A 13766-nucleotide genomic window follows, 5' to 3' on the forward strand; every position below is an offset into this window, starting at 1 on the left:
GGACCGCACAAGCAAAGAGGACCAGCGCGCTCGCAAGCCCCATAGCGGACGTCTTACGGGCGAGGCGGCGCCCCACCTGGGACATAAGCACGGGTCCTTCTCCGTTTCAAAGCCAGCTCAACAGTCGTGCCAGAATTCCAGCCGTTGGTCACGGTTAGGTTGAGATCCTACGAACTGTCCCTGTCAACTTCCCGTAAACCGGCAAATCCACCCCAACTTTCCCTCTCAACCCTTCTTCTTAGACAACGTTGCGTACACAACTATGTTGTCCGTGTAGTGGTGAGTCGTCTTGTTATAGACCCCACCGCAAGTGATAAGCCTGAGCTGAGAGTTGCTGGTGTTGCCGTACACCCGCTTCGTCGGGAACGAGTTCTTGCTGGCCTGCTCGATCCCGCTAACCGTGAACCGGGTGACCTTACCGTCCGACCGATACACGTAGATCTGGTCACCCTTAGCCAGCTCCCGCAGCCGATCGAAGACGGCAGGCCCCGATCGGGTGCTCACGTGCCCGTTGATGATCGCCGGCCCGGTCTCCCCCGGCACCGGCGAGCCCTTGTACCAGCCCGTCCGGTTCGGCTTGCTGAGCGGAGGCGTGCCGAGGACGCCCTTCTTGCTCACCGTGACCGAGCCGATCGGCGCGTTCACCTTGATCTTGGGGATCTTGATGCGGGTCGGCTTGGGCGCCGTCTTGCCCGCCTTGGCCGTGGTCTTGGGGATCGACGGCACGACCGGCACGGCCGCCAGCGGGGGTGGCGCGTCCAGGCGGGCCGGGGTCAGGGGGACGTCCTTGCCGCCCGGGCCGACCGTCGGCGGCAGGATGAACGCGCCCGCGTTCGACATCTCGACCGTGGACGGCGCGCCCTGGGGCGCGGCGAGCGGCTTGCCCGAGCCCGAGCCGTCATCCACGGGGGGCGGCGCCAGCGAGAGCAGGCTCACCATGACCAGGCCGATGCCGCCGAGCGAGCCGGCGATGAGCAGGCCCGGCAGCGCCCGCTGCATCGGCGTCCTCTCCTGCTGCTGCTCCTGCTCCTCCATCAGAGCGCTCCTCCCGCATGCTCGGCCCTGCGTCGCCGCAGCAGCAGCCCGCCGCCGGCGGTTCCCATCACCAGCGCCATCCCGCCGGCCATGAGGCCGAACGGGGGCCTTTCCTCGTCAGGGGCCACGCCGGTCTCGACGCCGCCGCTGGGGGTGTTGGCCACTTGGGCGCGGTAGTACTTGGTGGCGGTGGGGCCGGTGCTCTTCGGGGTGACCGTCGCCGTGGTGGTGCTGGTGGTCGTCGGGGTGACGACTCTGACCTGGTCGCCGCCGACGGTGCCGTCGTGGTCGCCGGATCCGTTGTTGTCGGTGCCCGGGTCGTCGTCCGGGTCGTCCGGGTCATCGGTGGGGTCGTCCGTGGGGTCGTCGGTGGGGTCGTCCGTCGGGTCGTCCGTCGGGGTCTGGGTGCCGGTGCTGCCGATGGCGACGTCGATGGTGCCCGGGTTGTTCTGGATGGTGCAGGTGGCCTTGTCCTGGTCCGGCGGCTGCGTGAGCCTGCCGATGGTCACCTTGAACGCGTCCACGTGGACGGGCTTGCCCTCGAAGTTCTTGATCTCGAGGGTGTGCTCCTTGTACTCGAGCGCGTTCTTGGTCTCCCACAGGACCACTTGAGTCGTAGTTCCGGTGGGCGGTCGCTGCGTGTCAGGGTCGATACCCGGCTCCACCAGCAGCGGAGTGACAGGCGCGCCGTCGAGGAGCACTTGCACCTGGCCGAGCCCCGGCCCACGCCTGCCCAGGTAGGCCACCTTCGTGCCCCTGAACGTCAGCTTGGCCACTGCGTCTTTCTCGCTGGTCGTGTGGAGGTCGTGATGGTGGTCTTCGAACTCCTCGCTGGGATGCTCCAGAGCCCAGGTCCCTGCGGGGTACGTGACAGCGGCATCGGTGTCGTTGACCACCCGCTCGCTGGCGGCAGGGGTGAACCTCACGTTCAGGGCGCCCGGCTTGAGACGGATCGTGCCCGTCTCCGTCAACATGGCGCTGTAGGAGAGCCCGCTGGGCAGATCGAGCTGGCTGCCGGGCACCAGCTGCTCCTGCTCCTTGGCGCCCCTGGGCTTGAGCTGGCCTTCCCACGCACCAGTGATGTCCACGACGCCCTCGAGCTCCAGCCTGGAGCCGGCGTCGAAGTAACCGGGCGAGCCGAAAAGCGCCTGGCCCTTGTAGGACATGTCCCACCGGACGTTGAGCCCGCCGGAGGCGACCTGCGGAGTCATCTTCGCTTCGAGGTCCACGCCGCTGCCGGCGACGCCGCCCGTACAGTGATAGTCGATCACCAGCGAGGTTTCGGCCGCCTGACTAGGGATCTGCGCTGTTACGACCACCCCAGCAGATGCCGCCACGCCCAAGGATGCAGCGAATAACGCCCTGTGCCACCGTCTCACGGAGACTCCGATCCCCCACATACCAGACCGAGGGTAGATCTTAGAGTCGAAACACCGGCAACACATGCCGAAACCCGCTACATCCGGCACTTGTGATGAACCCGTGTCCCCAGCCCCCACCGCCGGGTATACCTTCCGGTAACAGAATCCTGTTCTGCAAGCGGAGGCGACTGATGCAGCGAGACCTCTTCGACGACGAACACCTCCTCTTCCAGGAGGCCGTGCGCGGCTTCATGACCCGCGAGGTCGTCCCGCACCACCCCCAGTGGGAGAAGGACGGCATCGTCCCCCGCGAGGTCTGGAAGAAGGCCGGCGAGCTGGGCATGTTCGGCTTCTCGGTGCCGGAGGAGTACGGCGGCTCGGGTGTCAAGGATTTCCGTTTCAACGCCGTGGTCGTCGAGGAGGTCATGCGCAGCGGCGCCACCGGCCTGGGCTTCTCGCTGCACAACGACGTCATGGCCCCGTACGTCGTGGATCTCACGAACGACGAGCAGAAGCAGCGCTGGCTGCCCGGCTTCGCGTCCGGTGAGCTGATCACGGCGATCGCGATGAGCGAGCCCGGCGCGGGAAGCGACCTCCAGGGGATCAGGACCACCGCGATCCGCGAGGACGACCACTACGTCGTCAACGGCCAGAAGACGTTCATCACGAACGGCATCAACGCCGACCTGGTCGTCGTGGTGGCCAAGACCGACCCGCAGGCAGGCGCGAGGGGCACCACGCTGGTCATGGTGGAGCGCGGCATGGATGGTTTCGTGCGCGGGCGGAACCTGGACAAGGTCGGGCTGAAGGCGCAGGACACGGCCGAGCTGTTCTTCGACAACGTACGCGTCCCCGTCGCCAACCGCCTCGGCCCCAAGGACGGCGAGGGCTTCTTCCAGCTCATGCACAACCTGCCACAGGAGCGCCTGTCGATCGCCGTGGCGGCCGTGGCCGCGGCGGAGGCGGTGCTGGAGCAGACCGTCGAGTACTGCAAGACCCGCCAGGCCTTCGGCCGCAACCTCGGTTCGTTCCAGAACACCCGGTTCGTGCTGGCGGAGCTGGCCACCGAGACGGAGATCGCCCGCCACTACGTCGACAAGTGCATCCTGGCGCTGAACGCCGGGCAGCTCACGGCGGTGGACGCGGCCAAGGCGAAGTGGTGGACGACCGAGCTGCAGACCAAGGTGATCGACCGCTGCGTGCAGTTGCACGGCGGGTACGGCTACATGACCGAGTACCCCGTGGCGAAGGCGTGGCTCGACAGCCGGGTGCAGACGATCTACGGCGGCACCACCGAGATCATGAAGGAGATCATCGGCAGGTCGTTCGGGTTCTGATCCACGGACAGTGCGTCCGTCACAGGCCGATCGTCCCGTCGATCCGCTCGCGGAGCAGGTCCGCGTGCCCGTTGTGGCGGGCGTACTCCTCGATCAGGTGCATGAGCACCCAGCGCAGCGAGACGGTGCCGCGCCAGGCGTCATGCCCTTCGAGCCCGAGGTGGGCGGCCCCGGCCACGAACTCCTCCGCGAACGCCACCTCCCCCTCCCACGCCCGCCAGGCCGCCTCGATCACCTCGGGCTCGGGCACGGCCCCGTCGAAGTCCCCGTCGGGGTCGGCCTCGGAGGAGAAGAGCGGCGGCGCCTGCTGCCCGGCCAGCACGCACCTGAACCAGCGCCGCTCCACATCGGCCAGATGCCGCACCAGCCCCAGCAACGACAGGGTGGAGGGCTCGACGGCGCGCCGGGCCACGTCCGTGTGCAGGCCTGAGCACTTCAGGCGCAGGGTCTCGCGCTGGTAGCCGAGCATTTCGAGCAGGAGCCGCCGCTCGTCGCCCGTCGCGGGGCCGGTGAAGCGGCGGTCCCCTGGCGCGGGGAAGAGGTCTCCTCTCCTGCCCTCGGCGGCTGGGTGCGGGGGCGTCGGCGAAGCGTGCAGCGGCAGGTGCTTGGTGAGGGCGGTGACGCGGTTGCGCGGGCCGAACAGCGCGATGGCGACGTACTCGATCTCCTCGCCCGGTGTGGCGGCGAGGGCGGCGCGATAGTCGTCGTAGTCCCGGGATCGGCGGGCCACCTCGTTGAAGCCCACGGTCACCACGTCCTCCCGGCCGCCGGCCTTGTCATGCAGCTCACGAAGCTGTTCGGCCGTCGCGCTCAGCACGGGCACCGGGTGCGGGTCCAGCCCGGCGTGGATGCCGCCCGAGGCGTCCTTGTCGTCCTGCGGCGGCGGGCCGGCCAGCCGCCTGCCCAAGCTCAGGCCGAGCACGGCGGCGGCGTTCACCGCCCAGCCGTGGGGCAGGTCGGCGCGGACGACGACCACCTGTTTCGTGGGCAGGGCCATGGGGGCACACTCCGATGCGTGTTGAGCGGGGGACGTCCCAGAAGGTAGTCATCCGTACGCGGGCAGGCGGGCCTGGCCGAACGAATGACTGGAATGCGGCCTTGCGCGGCGACCTCGCCGTTCTGTCGTTCGGCGTTGGCGGTGGCTTCCGGTCAGTCGGGCGATCGTCCGGGGTGGGCCGGTTTCGCGCGCACAACCCGGCCGGGCCGCATACTGGACGATATGGACAGCGGCCTGATCCTTCTGATTTTTCTGGCGGTGCTGTTCGCCTGGCTGCTCAACCGCGTGCGGCGGGCGATCCGGCTGGGGCCGATCGGTTATGCCGGTGTGGTGATCGTGTTCGTGCTGGTCATGTTGCTGCTCTGGGGCCAGACCAAGATCTAGGACTGCGAGGCGCCGATGGAGGCTCTGCCACTCGTGCTCGCGCTCGCCGGTCTCGTTCTTACTCTCTTGGGGTTTTTCGGCCGGATCGGATGGTTGCCGCGTAACAACGTCGCGGGAGTGCGTACGCGCTCCACGATGCGCAGCGACGCCGCCTTCCGCGTCGCCAACAGGGCGGCGGGCGTTCCCACCATGGCCGGGGGCGGTGTCGTGCTGGCGGGGGCAGTGGTGATGTGGCTCATGCTGGGGGCGACGGCCGGGTCGCGGTGGCACTCGTCGCCCTCGGGGGCATGATGGCGCTGGTGATCGCCGGTGGGGTGAAGGGGGTCCGCGCAGCGAGGGACGTGCCTGAGTAGCGGTGCGTCGGGTGGCTACGGTCAGACCGCAGCGACACTCGCGCCCAAGCACGGCGTCGGCAGGTCCGTAGGCGGCCTCCATGCGAACGCCGTGACCTCCTCGGGTTGGATCGTGATGGCGGACGGCTCTACCCGGAACGCGAACCGGAAGTCGGCGTGCAGGTGGGCAGGCTCCCCATTGGACGGGTTGGCGGGAATGTCGTGGACATCGATGTCCACGGGCGCCAGCGGGGAGACGGCGTGTTGCCACCGCAGCCCGGTCTCCTCCGCCAGTTCGCGCAGCGCCGCACCGTACAGGCTGTGGTCCTCGGGCTCGACGTGCCCGCCCGGCAGCAACCAGCGGTTGAGGCCGCGGTGATGAATCATCAGGACCCGCTCGGCGTCGTCGATCGCCGCGGCGCTGGCGGTGACGTGCAGGGGCAGAGTTCTGCGGGAGGCGAGGTCCTGCCCGCCCCGCGCCAGGGCTTGCGCCAGCGGTCCGACGTCGGTGGCGCGGTCGGGGTGAGCTTCGAGGTAGCGGCCGAGGATGGCGGCGATCTCCTGGCGAGTGACGGTCATGCCACCCCATGGAAGTAGGTCAGCCGGGCCGCCGCAATCGACTGCCGGACTCCGGCGGGAACTTCGCACATGTTCCACGTCGGCAGAGCGTGTCCAACTAGGGTCGGTGCCGGGTCTCGGATTCCAGATGCCTGACGAGCTCCTCCAAGGTCTCTCCACAACGTACGTTCGACAGTCCGCTCGCCCTGGGCAGCAGGTTCGTACGGACGGCCGCCCAACCTCCGGCCAGGTCGTACACCTGCCATCCCAGAAAGGCCCCGATCACCTGCGCCACGGTCACCTGCACGGCTGCGCTCCGGCAACCAGCGTCGGGCTCGAAGAGGACGCACGCACGTCCGTGTAGCGGCGGGCAACACGGTGAGCGGCTCTCATGGGCTCAAGGACGGGATGCCAGGCGTAGATCGTTCGCTTGCGGCTCGCGTCCCAGCCTGTTCGCCACCAGAACCGCTCGCGATCGCACCAGATGACCAGGCCGACCCATACCGACACCAGGGCCAGCCCGTAGCCCTCATGGACGTCGCTCGGGATGCCCATGTGGCTCAGCTCCCGCTGCAGTTCCTCAGCCGCGTCGAGCGGCAACACCATGCGCACGAGAGCGGCCGCCGGTTGACTTGGATTCATTCCACCTACCTCCAGTGCTGCGGGAACCAGTGCGTCCAAGTGAAGCCAGGCGGGCGGGACCTTTGAACTTCGCCGCAGCCCGTTGTCGGGACGTGTTGAGTCACGGAGAAACGTCCCGCCGTGGCCTTGAAACGTCCCGGTACATTCGCGTCCACTGGGATGTGTGAACGAACGCCTACGCACAGCGATGCTCCGCCACGGCGTGGCCCTGGAGGACCTTGCCGAGACGTGCGGTGTGGAGCCCAAGACGGTCGAACGGTGGATCAACACAGGGCGCGTACCGCATCGCCGGCATCGGTGGGCGGCGGCCAAGCTACTGACCGCTGACGAGACGTACCTGTGGCCTGACGTGCTGGAAAGCAGTCAGGCCCGCCGGGGTGGAGCAAACCGATCGGAGCTGGTGGAGGTCTTCCCCGATCGTGCCAGCGTTCCTCGGGAAGTGTGGTTGCGGCTCCTGAGCGATGTTCAGCAGAAGGTGGACGTGCTGGTCTTCTCTGGGACGTTCTTCGCCCAGACGCAGCCCAAGATCGCACGGCTGCTGGCCGAGACGGCGGCGCGCGGTGTCGCGATCAGGCTGTGCTTCGGCGACCCGAACGCTCAGTCCGTCGAGACGCGTGACCGGGAGGAGGGACTCGGCGGAACGCTGGCCGCCAAGATCCGGTCATCTCTGACCTACTACCGGTCGCTGCCCGAGCTGGACGGCTGCGAGATGCGGCTGCACTCGACGACGTTGTACGCCTCGCTGTTCCGCTACGACGATGACCTCCTGGTCAACCCGCATGCGTACGGAGAGCCGGCCTCGGCGAATCCGACCTTCCACTTCCGCCGCCTCGATGGCGGGACGATGGCCGAGCACTACCTGTCGTCGTTCGAACGGGTCTGGGCCGGAGCCGTTCCGTGGTCCGGCGCGGAGATCTGAAAGGCAGCTCATGGGACGAGTCGAGTACTGGAACGACCCTGAAGCCCCGAAGGCGAACAGCCTGGTGCCGGCCTGCGGGACGGTCACCGTGGACGACGCGGGACGCATCCTCATGCAGCGCCGGCGGGACACCGGCCAGTGGGCTCTGCCGATGGGCAAGATGGAGATCGGTGAGACGCCTTCGCAGTGCGCCGTGAGAGAGACCGAGGAAGAGACCGGCATCCGGGTTGAGCCGGTCGGTATTCTCGGCATTTACTCCGATCCCGGGCACATCGTGGCCTACACCGATGGCGAGGTTCGCCAGGAGTACGAGGTCATGTTGATCGCGCGTCCGGTCGGTGGGCGGCCTGAGGCGAACGACGAGGCGAGCGACGTGCGGTGGGTCGAGCCGGGCGAACTGCGCACTCTGGACATCCATCCCACCCAGTGGCGGCAGCTCGACGACTACCTGCGGGGGCGGCGTTCGCACGTTGATTGACCTGCCGGAGCTCTGAATAAGGGGATCATGGTCCGGCAGGTGTTGCGCAGATCAGCCGGCGGTGTCGGCAAGTTCCGTCAGACTGTCGACACGCCAGTTGGCCGCTGCGGCTTCCTGACCGTCAGCCCATAGATGGCCCCACGGCCCCCTGCGCACATGAGCCGTCCGAAGACCGGCGGCCTTGGCTGGGATGACGTCGTTGGACGGGTGGTCGCCGACGTACACGATCTGATCGGGCGCAGCACCGGCGAACTGGATCAGCCGGGCGAAGAACGCCGGATCCGGCTTGGCGACACCCCACTGGCCGGAGGTGGCGATCCCATCCACGGGCAGATCCAGCGCCCCCAGCAACTCGGCGACGCGCGCCGTCTGGTTCCCGGCGATCAGCACGTGGTGACCGGCCGCCCTCAGCGCGGCGAACGCCGACCGCACGTCGGGATAGAGGTCCTCCTCCTCGACGCGCTCCCCGCGACCGGCCGCCTCCCTTTCGGCGTACTCGGCGTCCAAGTCGACTCCCGGACGCAGCAACCGGATAGCGTCGGCGTTGTCCCGCCCCTGGGCCACGACGGCGCCGACCAGGGCTGAGAGGGTGTGGCGGGGAATGTCGAGCCAGTCGGCCCAGGCCGCCCAGTAGCGGTCGTCGCGCAGGATGGTCTCCCCGACGTCGAAGACGTACATCACGGGCTGAGCCCGTCGGGAGCGGCGGCGCGGCGGGAGCGCCAGCGCGACGGTACGAAGGCCAGAAGCAGCATCATGACCCCGATGAGCAGATAAACCCCCGAAGCCCCCACAAGACCGGAAGCCGCCGGAAAGCTCACCAGTTCGAGAACGGCAGCTCCGGGGTCGATCGCCCAGATCCCGCCCACCAGGGACAAGCCCGCTCCGGCGAGCAGCGGCGCGAGCGGGGAGAGCAACTGCCATCCGGCCAGGACCGCGAGCACGATTCCGACTCCGACCAGCATCGTCACATAAAGGCCGGTCCCCTCCGACGAGACGTCGAAGTCGCCTATGCGATCCAGCAGCCGATGAGACGCGATGGCGAGGCCGTAGTAGATCACCGGTAACGCCGCCAGCCCCACCACCGCGCCGATGACATGCCGCATCGTGTCTCGCATCCGCGCCGTTCTCCTTCACACGTGGTGCGCGTACCACCCACGTGTGCGACCGTACAGCGTCACGCCCCCGTTCCGAGGATGACGCGGGCCACCAGCGAAGGATCATCACTCATCGGCACGTGCCCGCACCCCTTCATCAGCTTCACCCGCTGCCCCGACCACCGGGCCGCCCGCACCGCCTGGCGGCGCAGCAGCAAGCGGTCGTGCTCGCCCCAGGCGATGGTGATCGGCGACTTGGGCGGCGCGGGCGGCATGAGCCCGCCGAACGACTCCAGCGTCTCCTCGAAGCCGGGCGCCGCGCCCAGGGCCTGGGTGGCGGCCATCAGGGCGGCCGGGTCGAGCCTGGCGGGGTGGGCGACGAGGAGCCCGGCCGCGACCGTGCGCACGTAGGGGTTCTCGAGCTGTTCGAGGGGCATGGCGCGGGCGGAGGCGCGCATGACGCGCAGCATCGCCTGGCAGTAGAGGAGCTCGGCGCGGGACCAGAAGGCGATCGGGGAGAACGCGGTGGCGGCGCGTACGACGCCGCGTGAGGCCAGTTCCAGGGCGATGTAGCCGCCCAGGGAGTTGCCGGCGACCAGGGGGTCGCGGATGGCGAGCCTGGCGCAGAACGACTCGATCGCGTCGGCGAGCGACTCGGCGGTGTACGGCACGCCGGGCGGCAGCTCGGGCGATACGCCGAAGCCGGGCAGGTCGACCGCGTACACGGTGTGCGCGGCGGCGAGCCGGTCGAGGACGGGCAGCCAGCCCTGCCAGTGGTGGCCGATGCCGTGGATGAGGATCAGTGGCGTGCCGGTGCCCCGGCGTTCGAAGGCCAGCTCCATGGCCGCCAGTGAATCACTCAGCGACCACGGGTGGGAATCTCGAACCAGACGGCTTTGCCTTCCCTGGTGGGACGTGACCCCCAGCGCCTGGCGAGCTGGTCGACGAGGTAGAGGCCGCGCCCGCCCTCGTCGTTCTCGCCGGCGCTGCGGATGCGGGGCAGGCGCAGGTCCTGGTCGAAGACCTCGACCCAGACGGCCTCCTCGCCCCTGCGCAAGCGCAGGGTGAACTCCTTGTCGCCGACGACTTCGTCCTCGAAGCCCGGCATGTCCCAGGACTCCTCGAACGGCAGCGGCGGCCCCTCCACGACCAGCTCCCTGCGCGGCACCCCGGCGGTGGCGGCGTGCAGCACCACGTTGGTGACGACCTCGGAGACGAGCAGGCAGGCGAGCTCGGCGCGTTCCTCGGGCACGTTCCAGCTCGCGAACGCCTCGGCGGCCATGCGGCGCGCCTCGCCGACCATGATGGGCTGGGCGGGGAACGTGCGGGACTCCACGTCGAGGTCGACGTCGCTGGAGCGGACCACGAGGATGGCCATGTCGTCGTCGATCTCGCCGGGCACCGCGACGGTGGCGGCGTCGGCGATGCGCTCGACCTCGGCGTCGGACATCTTGGCGAGCTTCTCGCAGAGCACGCCCAGCGTCTCGGCCTCGCTCGGCATCCGGCCGTCGCGGCCGGGGCGGCGGTCGACCAGGCCGTCGGTGTAGAGGAGCAGCGCCGCGCCCGGCGGCAGCGTGCGGGTCTCTTCCTTGTAGACCAGGTCGGCGTGCAGGCCCTTGGCGCGCACCCCGAGCGGCTGGCCGACCTCCTCGATGTCGAGCTCGACGCACTGCCCGTCGACCAGCAGCAGCGGCGCGGCGTGGCCGGCGTTGGCGAAGGAGAGCTGGCGCGACCAGGCGTCGTAGACGAGGTACTGGCAGGTGACGATGGGCGGGACGCTGACGTCGGTGCCGTTGTCGTCCTGCTCGGGGGTGGCGATGATGCGGGTCCACTCGTCGAGCCTGGCCAGGATGTCGGCGGGCGACTTGTCGTCCTGGGCGAAGGCCCGCAGCGCGGCCCTGAGCTGGCCCATGATGGCGGCGGCCTTGGCGCCTCTGCCCTCGACGTCGCCGATGACGATGCCGACGCGGCCGGCGGACAGCGGGATGACGTCGTACCAGTCGCCGCCGACCTGGGTCTGGATGCCCTGCCCGTGGGAGGCGAGCGGGGCGGCCGGGTAGTAGCGCACGGCGATCTGCAGGCCGTCGAGCTGCGGCAGCGCCCGGGGCAGCAGGTACTTCTGGAACGACTCCGCCGTGTGGCGCTCCTCCTCGAACAGCAGCGCGTTGTCGATCGCGAGCGCGACCCGGGTGGCGATGGCGCCCACGAAGTCGCGGTCGAAGGCGTCGTAGTGGGGGCTGCGGCGGTCGGTGAGGTTGGACAGCCCGAGGTACATCAGGCCGAGCGTCTCCCCCCGCACCAGCAGCGGCGCGACGATGGCGGAGGTCATGCCGATCTCGCCGCACAGGCGCGCGCTGTTCTCGTGGGGGGCGGGGCTGCGGTTGGTGGCGAAGTTCTCCACCAGGATGGTCTCCTGGCGGCGGAAGGCGGTGTCAGCGTAGTGGCCGGAGGGGTAGCGGATCTCCGCGCCCACCGGCTTCCATGTTCCCGACGGTGGCGTCCACCCCTGTACGTGCTGCGAGACCCTGCGGACGAGCCTGTCGCCCTCCATCAACTCGATGAAGCAGTGGTCGGCGAACTGGGGGACGAGCATCTCGGCGACGCGCTTGAGCGTCTCCTCGACGTAGAGGGAGCCCGCCAGCCGCTCGCCGATGCGCTCCAGCAGCCCGAAGCGGTCCTTCTCCCGCTCGTTGCTGCGCAGCGCCTCACGGGCCGTGATGACGATCCCCGTCACCGCGCCCGAGGCTGGGCGCAGCGGCACGGCCTGCGCGCGGACGTAGACGATCGTCCCGTCGCCGCGCCTGACGTCGAACGTGCCTTCCCAGACGCCGCCCTTGAGCACGTGCTTGGCGAGCTCGATCGCCATCGGGTGGTCCTTCTCCATGATCCCGAGGGACAGGACGGACGAGTCGCGCGAAGGCGACTTACCCTGACGGCCGAAGAGTTTCTCGGCGAATGGATTCCAATAGAGGAGATTGCTGAAACGGTCGGTGACGACCACGGCCATTTCGGCGTGGTCGAGCACGGACCCGGCAGCAAGGTGATCAGCCGCTTCTTGTGACAGATCCCCCCATCGCTTCATCCGGAGACCACTCCTCGGGGTGGCGTGTATGCAAAGCGGACCACGAGCGCTCCTGCAACAGTCTTGGCCAGGGGAGAGTGGAGGGCCTCCCAGGAGGGATTCAACCAAGTAGTCGCGCGCGCGTCAGCGCTTGGAGACAAAAACGTGCGCGGCGACATCGCGCGGAAGCTCCGCGGGAGTATCCTTCGCGTCACCGTCACCTGTCACCCGTACACCGTCGTCGCTCGCCGCGAGCGTCACCTCGCGTCCGGGTTGTATCCCAACTTGCTTGAGTTTAAGCATCACAGCAGGATCGCTTTGCACTTGTTCGCTAATTCGACGCACGACTACCGGTGTGTCGCGTGTGCCGGCCAGGTCGCACATCGTCGTCAGCACGTCGTCAGCGCTCTCCACCGGCTCTCTGGCGCCCAGCTCGGCGAGCCCGGGGATGGGGTTGCCATGCGGACACACCGTCGGGTTGTCGAGCAGCGTCACCAGACGCGACTCCACGGACTCCGACATCACATGCTCCCAGCGGCACGCCTCGATGTGCACCTCTTCCCACGGAAGGCCGATGACCTGCGTGAGCAGACACTCGGCGAGGCGGTGCTTGCGCATCACCCGCGTGGCGAGCGTGCGGCCCAGCTCCGTCATCGACAGGTGGCGGTCACCCTCGACGCGGACGAGCCCGTCGCGCTCCATGCGTGCCACGGTCTGGCTCACAGTGGGGCCGCTCTGCTGGAGGCGCTCGGCGATGCGCGCGCGCAGCGGGACGATGCCCTCTTCTTCAAGCTCGTAGATGGTACGGAGATACATCTCCGTGGTGTCGATCAAGCCGTGTGCGGTCAAGGCTCCTCCCAAGTGAATGGTATACGCCGGTCGTGGGACTGAGCCCGTCCGCTGCGGGCACAGGAGTCACAGGGAACCCTATTGGGAGAACGACCGACGATGGTTAAGGACGGCAACAATGGGGCGGCCGAGTTCCTTCCCGACCGTCTCGATCTTGACTCGCTGCGCAGCGCGGCGGCCTGCTGCGAGGGCTGCGACCTGTACAGGAACGCCACGCGGACGGTGTTCGGAGAGGGCCCGCAGCAGGCGAGATTCATGCTCGTCGGCGAGCAGCCGGGCGACCAGGAGGACCGCCAGGGGCATCCGTTCGTGGGCCCGGCGGGCCGCATTCTGGACAAGGGGTTGCAGGAGGCGGGAATCGAGCGAGGCGATGTCTACCTCACGAACGCCGTCAAGCACTTCTCTTTCACGCCTCGGGGGAAAAGACGGATTCATCAGAAGCCCACGGCTTCGGAGATCGACGCCTGCCGGCCTTGGCTCAACGCTGAACTGGCCGCGGTCCGGCCCGAGGTGGTCGTGGTGCTCGGCGCGACGGCCGCGCGGTCGCTGCTGGGGCGCTCGTTCAAGGTGACGCGGCATCGGGGCGAGGCGGTGCCGCTCGGTGACGCGCTGGCGGTGGCGACCATCCATCCGTCCGCGGTGCTGCGGGCGCCCGACAGGGACGCGGCGTACGCGGGCTTCCTGGCCGACCTCCAGGCGGCGGCCCGCGTCGCCTGAGC

General features: G+C 68.7%; 16 protein-coding genes. 6 read left to right on the forward strand and 10 right to left on the reverse strand.

Going from position 1 to position 13766, the window contains the following annotated elements; genetic code table 11:
* Positions 1-225 precede the first annotated feature (225 nt).
* Entirely contained in the window at positions 226-1035 is an 810-nt protein-coding gene (locus ABD331_RS52320; RefSeq protein ID WP_344493568.1) for a class F sortase, read from the reverse strand.
* Positions 1035-2306 carry a hypothetical protein gene (locus ABD331_RS52325; protein WP_344493570.1) on the reverse strand — a complete coding sequence of 424 codons (1272 nt, stop codon included), beginning with the start codon at positions 2304-2306 and terminating at the stop codon, positions 1035-1037. Before ABD331_RS52325 ends, ABD331_RS52320 begins: the two co-directional genes overlap by 1 nt.
* A 281-nt stretch (positions 2307-2587) precedes the next feature.
* On the opposite strand from ABD331_RS52325, the gene ABD331_RS52330 reads away from it, so the two are divergent.
* Positions 2588-3733, forward strand: a complete 1146-nt coding sequence (locus ABD331_RS52330; RefSeq protein WP_344493572.1) for an acyl-CoA dehydrogenase family protein — start codon at positions 2588-2590, stop codon at positions 3731-3733.
* Between the two features lie 19 nt (positions 3734-3752).
* Here ABD331_RS52330 and ABD331_RS52335 read toward each other — a convergent pair whose 3' ends face one another.
* Entirely contained in the window at positions 3753-4730 is a 978-nt protein-coding gene (locus ABD331_RS52335) for a mycothiol transferase (RefSeq protein WP_344493574.1), read from the reverse strand.
* Between the two features lie 222 nt (positions 4731-4952).
* Here ABD331_RS52335 and ABD331_RS52340 point away from each other — a divergent pair, with 222 nt between their 5' ends.
* Together ABD331_RS52340 and ABD331_RS52345 are read left to right on the forward strand one after the other, a co-directional pair.
* Entirely contained in the window at positions 4953-5114 is a 162-nt protein-coding gene (locus ABD331_RS52340) for a hypothetical protein (protein WP_344493576.1), read from the forward strand.
* Between the two features lie 15 nt (positions 5115-5129).
* Positions 5130-5405: an SdpI family protein gene (locus ABD331_RS52345; RefSeq protein ID WP_344493578.1), complete on the forward strand. Its 276-nt coding sequence runs from the start codon at positions 5130-5132 to the stop codon at positions 5403-5405.
* Between the two features lie 83 nt (positions 5406-5488).
* Here ABD331_RS52345 and ABD331_RS52350 read toward each other — a convergent pair whose 3' ends face one another.
* Positions 5489-6025 (reverse strand): NUDIX hydrolase, encoded by a 537-nt coding sequence (locus ABD331_RS52350; protein WP_344493580.1) that lies wholly within the window; start codon positions 6023-6025, stop codon positions 5489-5491.
* Between the two features lie 276 nt (positions 6026-6301).
* On the reverse strand, positions 6302-6610 hold the full coding sequence (locus tag ABD331_RS52355) for a hypothetical protein (protein WP_344493582.1): 309 nt from the start codon (positions 6608-6610) through the stop codon (positions 6302-6304).
* 199 nt (positions 6611-6809) lie between these two features.
* On the opposite strand from ABD331_RS52355, the gene ABD331_RS52360 reads away from it, so the two are divergent.
* A complete protein-coding gene (locus tag ABD331_RS52360) occupies positions 6810-7565 on the forward strand; it encodes a helix-turn-helix domain-containing protein (RefSeq protein WP_344493584.1) in 756 nt (251 codons plus the stop codon).
* A gap of 10 nt (positions 7566-7575) precedes the next feature.
* On the forward strand, positions 7576-8043 hold the full coding sequence (locus tag ABD331_RS52365; RefSeq protein ID WP_344493586.1) for an NUDIX hydrolase: 468 nt from the start codon (positions 7576-7578) through the stop codon (positions 8041-8043).
* A 51-nt stretch (positions 8044-8094) separates the two neighbouring features.
* On the opposite strand, the gene ABD331_RS52370 is transcribed toward ABD331_RS52365, so the two are convergent.
* The 5 genes from ABD331_RS52370 to ABD331_RS52390 all read right to left on the reverse strand — a co-directional run bounded on the left by ABD331_RS52370 (position 8095) and on the right by ABD331_RS52390 (position 13047).
* Positions 8095-8721: an HAD family hydrolase gene (locus ABD331_RS52370; protein ID WP_344493715.1), complete on the reverse strand. Its 627-nt coding sequence runs from the start codon at positions 8719-8721 to the stop codon at positions 8095-8097.
* Positions 8721-9158, reverse strand: coding sequence for a hypothetical protein (locus ABD331_RS52375; protein ID WP_344493588.1), 438 nt, complete (start codon positions 9156-9158; stop codon positions 8721-8723). The genes ABD331_RS52370 and ABD331_RS52375 overlap by 1 nt, the downstream gene beginning before the upstream one ends.
* Positions 9159-9217: 59 nt before the next feature.
* The gene (locus tag ABD331_RS52380) at positions 9218-9979 is read right to left on the reverse strand and encodes an alpha/beta fold hydrolase (protein WP_344493590.1); all 762 of its coding nucleotides are present in this window, start codon (positions 9977-9979) and stop codon (positions 9218-9220) included.
* 17 nt (positions 9980-9996) lie between these two features.
* Positions 9997-12219, reverse strand: coding sequence for an ATP-binding SpoIIE family protein phosphatase (locus tag ABD331_RS52385; protein ID WP_344493592.1), 2223 nt, complete (start codon positions 12217-12219; stop codon positions 9997-9999).
* Positions 12220-12342: 123 nt separating this feature from the next.
* Positions 12343-13047: an iron-dependent transcriptional repressor DtxR gene (locus ABD331_RS52390; protein ID WP_148442044.1), complete on the reverse strand. Its 705-nt coding sequence runs from the start codon at positions 13045-13047 to the stop codon at positions 12343-12345.
* Positions 13048-13146: 99 nt separating this feature from the next.
* On the opposite strand from ABD331_RS52390, the gene ABD331_RS52395 reads away from it, so the two are divergent.
* A complete protein-coding gene (locus ABD331_RS52395) occupies positions 13147-13764 on the forward strand; it encodes a UdgX family uracil-DNA binding protein (RefSeq protein ID WP_344493595.1) in 618 nt (205 codons plus the stop codon).
* Positions 13765-13766 lie beyond the last annotated feature (2 nt).

This window comes from Nonomuraea monospora (assembly GCF_039531895.1).
Taxonomy (GTDB): domain Bacteria; phylum Actinomycetota; class Actinomycetes; order Streptosporangiales; family Streptosporangiaceae; genus Nonomuraea; species Nonomuraea monospora.

Excerpts from the sequence above, each read along its gene's own strand:
- ABD331_RS52365 (WP_344493586.1), top strand. The coding sequence starts at position 7,576 with ATGGGACGAGTCGAGTACTGGAACGACCCTGAAGCCCCGAAGGCGAAC.
- ABD331_RS52375 (WP_344493588.1), bottom strand. The coding sequence starts at position 9,158 with ATGCGAGACACGATGCGGCATGTCATCGGCGCGGTGGTGGGGCTGGCG.
- ABD331_RS52330 (WP_344493572.1), top strand. The coding sequence starts at position 2,588 with ATGCAGCGAGACCTCTTCGACGACGAACACCTCCTCTTCCAGGAGGCC.
- ABD331_RS52380 (WP_344493590.1), bottom strand. The coding sequence starts at position 9,979 with ATGGAGCTGGCCTTCGAACGCCGGGGCACCGGCACGCCACTGATCCTC.
- ABD331_RS52340 (WP_344493576.1), top strand. The coding sequence starts at position 4,953 with ATGGACAGCGGCCTGATCCTTCTGATTTTTCTGGCGGTGCTGTTCGCC.
- ABD331_RS52350 (WP_344493580.1), bottom strand. The coding sequence starts at position 6,025 with ATGACCGTCACTCGCCAGGAGATCGCCGCCATCCTCGGCCGCTACCTC.
- ABD331_RS52335 (WP_344493574.1), bottom strand. The coding sequence starts at position 4,730 with ATGGCCCTGCCCACGAAACAGGTGGTCGTCGTCCGCGCCGACCTGCCC.
- ABD331_RS52320 (WP_344493568.1), bottom strand. The coding sequence starts at position 1,035 with ATGGAGGAGCAGGAGCAGCAGCAGGAGAGGACGCCGATGCAGCGGGCG.
- ABD331_RS52395 (WP_344493595.1), top strand. The coding sequence starts at position 13,147 with ATGGTTAAGGACGGCAACAATGGGGCGGCCGAGTTCCTTCCCGACCGT.
- ABD331_RS52355 (WP_344493582.1), bottom strand. The coding sequence starts at position 6,610 with ATGGTGTTGCCGCTCGACGCGGCTGAGGAACTGCAGCGGGAGCTGAGC.
- ABD331_RS52370 (WP_344493715.1), bottom strand. The coding sequence starts at position 8,721 with ATGTACGTCTTCGACGTCGGGGAGACCATCCTGCGCGACGACCGCTAC.
- ABD331_RS52345 (WP_344493578.1), top strand. The coding sequence starts at position 5,130 with ATGGAGGCTCTGCCACTCGTGCTCGCGCTCGCCGGTCTCGTTCTTACT.
- ABD331_RS52385 (WP_344493592.1), bottom strand. The coding sequence starts at position 12,219 with ATGAAGCGATGGGGGGATCTGTCACAAGAAGCGGCTGATCACCTTGCT.